2 protein-coding genes are annotated in these 2631 nt (G+C 70.5%); both read left to right on the plus strand.

What is annotated here, in order from left to right; genetic code table 11:
• Positions 1–89: 89 nt before the first annotated feature.
• Positions 90–1010 carry a 3-hydroxyisobutyrate dehydrogenase gene (mmsB, locus tag ACYVM4_RS07110; RefSeq protein ID WP_368821913.1) on the plus strand — a complete coding sequence of 307 codons (921 nt, stop codon included), beginning with the start codon at positions 90–92 and terminating at the stop codon, positions 1008–1010.
• Between the two features lie 35 nt (positions 1011–1045).
• Positions 1046–2605: a CoA-acylating methylmalonate-semialdehyde dehydrogenase gene (locus ACYVM4_RS07115; RefSeq protein WP_460668085.1), complete on the plus strand. Its 1560-nt coding sequence runs from the start codon at positions 1046–1048 to the stop codon at positions 2603–2605.
• Positions 2606–2631: the final 26 nt, after the last annotated feature.

Raw genomic sequence — 2631 nt, forward strand, 5'->3', positions numbered from 1 at the left:
CCCACCTCTCGACGCTCCCGACACCCCGCAGTTCACGACCTCGCCGTTCACCACCTTGCAGTTCTCGACCTTGCAGAAGGGACTCCCCGATGACCACCATCACCTGGATCGGCCTCGGCCACATGGGCAACCCGATGTCCGCCAACCTGGCGAGAGCAGGCTACGACGTCCGCGGCCACGACGTCAGCGCCGACGCCATGGCGGCCGCCCGCGACAAGGGGGTGCAGACCTTCGACACGATGGAGGAGGCGCTGCAGGGCGCGGAGGTCGTCTTCACGATGCTCCCCAAGGGCGAGCACGCCCGGGCCGTCTACCTCGGGGACAGCGGCGTCATCGCGCTCGCCCCGCAGGACGCGCTGCTCATCGACAGCTCCACGATCGACGTGGAGACCGCCATGGACCTGCACCGGGCCGCGGCGGACGCGGGCTTCCGCTTCGTGGACGCACCGGTCTCCGGCGGGATCAGCGGCGCGGCGGCCGGGACCCTGACCTTCATGGTGGGCGGGCAGCCCGGCGTCGTGGAGACCGCCCGGCACTTCATCGAGCCGATGGCCCGCAAGATCGTGGCCACGGGCGAGGCCGGCACGGGCCAGGCCGCCAAGATCGTCAACAACATGATGCTGTTCATCTGCCTCGAGGCCTGCGCCGAGGGCTCCGTGCTCGCCGACCGGCTGGGCCTGGACCCCCAGGTGTTCTGGGACATCGCCTCGGTGTCCTCCGGCAACTCGTGGGCGCTGCAGACCTGGTACCCGGTGCCGGGGATCGTGGACTCCGCCGCGTCCAACAACAACTTCGAGGCCACCTTCAGCGCCGCCCTCGCCGCCAAGGACGCCGGCCTGGCGCTCATGGCGGGCGAGCAGACCGGCGTGCACCTGCCCGCGGCCGCCCTCGTGGCCGAGAAGCTGCAGCAGCTCATCGACGAGGGCCTCGGGGACAAGGACTGCTCCCTCATCACCAAGTACGCCGCTCCGGACGGGAAGATCCAGGGCTGGGACCCGGACCGGGCCTGAGCGGCACCCAGACCACCACGACCGAGGAGAGAACGATGCAGGACACCAAGCAGAACGCCGAGCGCGCCGCCCAGGAGGCGGCCCGCAACGGCGGCCAGGACCCCCGGACCACCGGGACGGTCATCGAGCACTTCATCGACGGGAAGCGCCACGGCGGGTCCGGGCGCACCGCCGACGTCTACAACCCCGCGACCGGGCAGGTGGCCAAGCAGGTGCTGCTGGCCTCCGCCGAGGAGGTCGCCACCGCGGTGGAGGCCGCCGAGCTCGCCCTGCCCGCCTGGCGGGCCACCGGGCTGTCGAAGCGCTCGGCGATCATGTTCAAGGTCGAGAACATCATCCGGGAGCGCACCCCGGAGCTGGCCGCGATCATCACCGCCGAGCACGGCAAGGTCCTCTCGGACGCGGCCGGGGAGGTCGCCCGCGGGCTGGAGAACGTGCAGTTCTGCGCGGGGCTGATGCACCACATGAAGGGCGAGTTCCTCGAGCAGGCCGCCACCGGGGTGGACGTGCACCAGACCCGCCAGCCGGTCGGGGTGGTCGCGTGCATCACCCCGTTCAACTTCCCCGCCATGGTCCCGCTGTGGATGATCACCACCGCGATCGCCGCCGGCAACACCGTGATCCTCAAGCCCTCCGAGCGGGACCCCTCGGCGGCGGTGTGGATCGCCGAGGCCTTCGCCGAGGCCGGCCTGCCGCCCGGGGTGCTCAACGTGGTGCACGGGGACAAGGTGGCCGTGGACGAGCTGCTGACCAACCCGCTGGTCAAGGCCGTCTCCTTCGTGGGCTCCACCCCGATCGCCAAGTACATCTACGAGACCGCGGCCGTCCACGGCAAGCGCGTCCAGGCCCTGGGCGGGGCGAAGAACCACATGGTGGTCATGCCGGACGCCGACCTGGACGGGGCCGCCGACGCCGCGATCTCGGCCGCCTACGGCTCCGCCGGCGAGCGCTGCATGGCGGTCTCGGTGCTGGTCACCGTCGGGGACGTGGCCGACCCGCTGATCGAGCGGCTCCAGGAGCGGATCGCGAAGCTGACCATCGGCGACGGCACCGACCCTGACTCGGAGATGGGTCCGCTCATCACGAAGGCGGCCCTGGACCGGGTCAACGGCTACGTGACGGGGGCGTCCGCGGAGGGCGCGACCGTCGTCGTCGACGGCACGGCCCAGGAGTTCGACGGCGAGGGGTTCTTCACCGGGGTGTCGCTGCTGGACCACGTGAAGCCGGGCATGAAGGCCTACGACGAGGAGATCTTCGGACCCGTCCTGTCCGTGGTGCGGGTGGACACCTACGAGGAGGCCGTGCGGCTGATCAACACCAACCAGTTCGCCAACGGGGTGGCGGTGTTCACCCGCGACGGCAAGACCGCGAGGCAGTTCGAGTTCGAGATCGAGGTCGGCATGGTCGGGGTCAACGTCCCGATCCCGGTGCCGATCGGTGCGTTCTCCTTCGGCGGCTGGAAGAACTCCCTGTTCGGCGACACCCACATGTACGGCCCGGAGGCCTTCAACTTCTACACCCGCCGCAAGCTCGTCACCACGCGCTGGCCGGAGCCCTCGGAGTCCCAGATCAACCTGGGCTTCCCGACACACTGACGGGCCCGCCGGAGCTCCCGGCACGA

This window comes from Kocuria himachalensis (assembly GCF_054784195.1).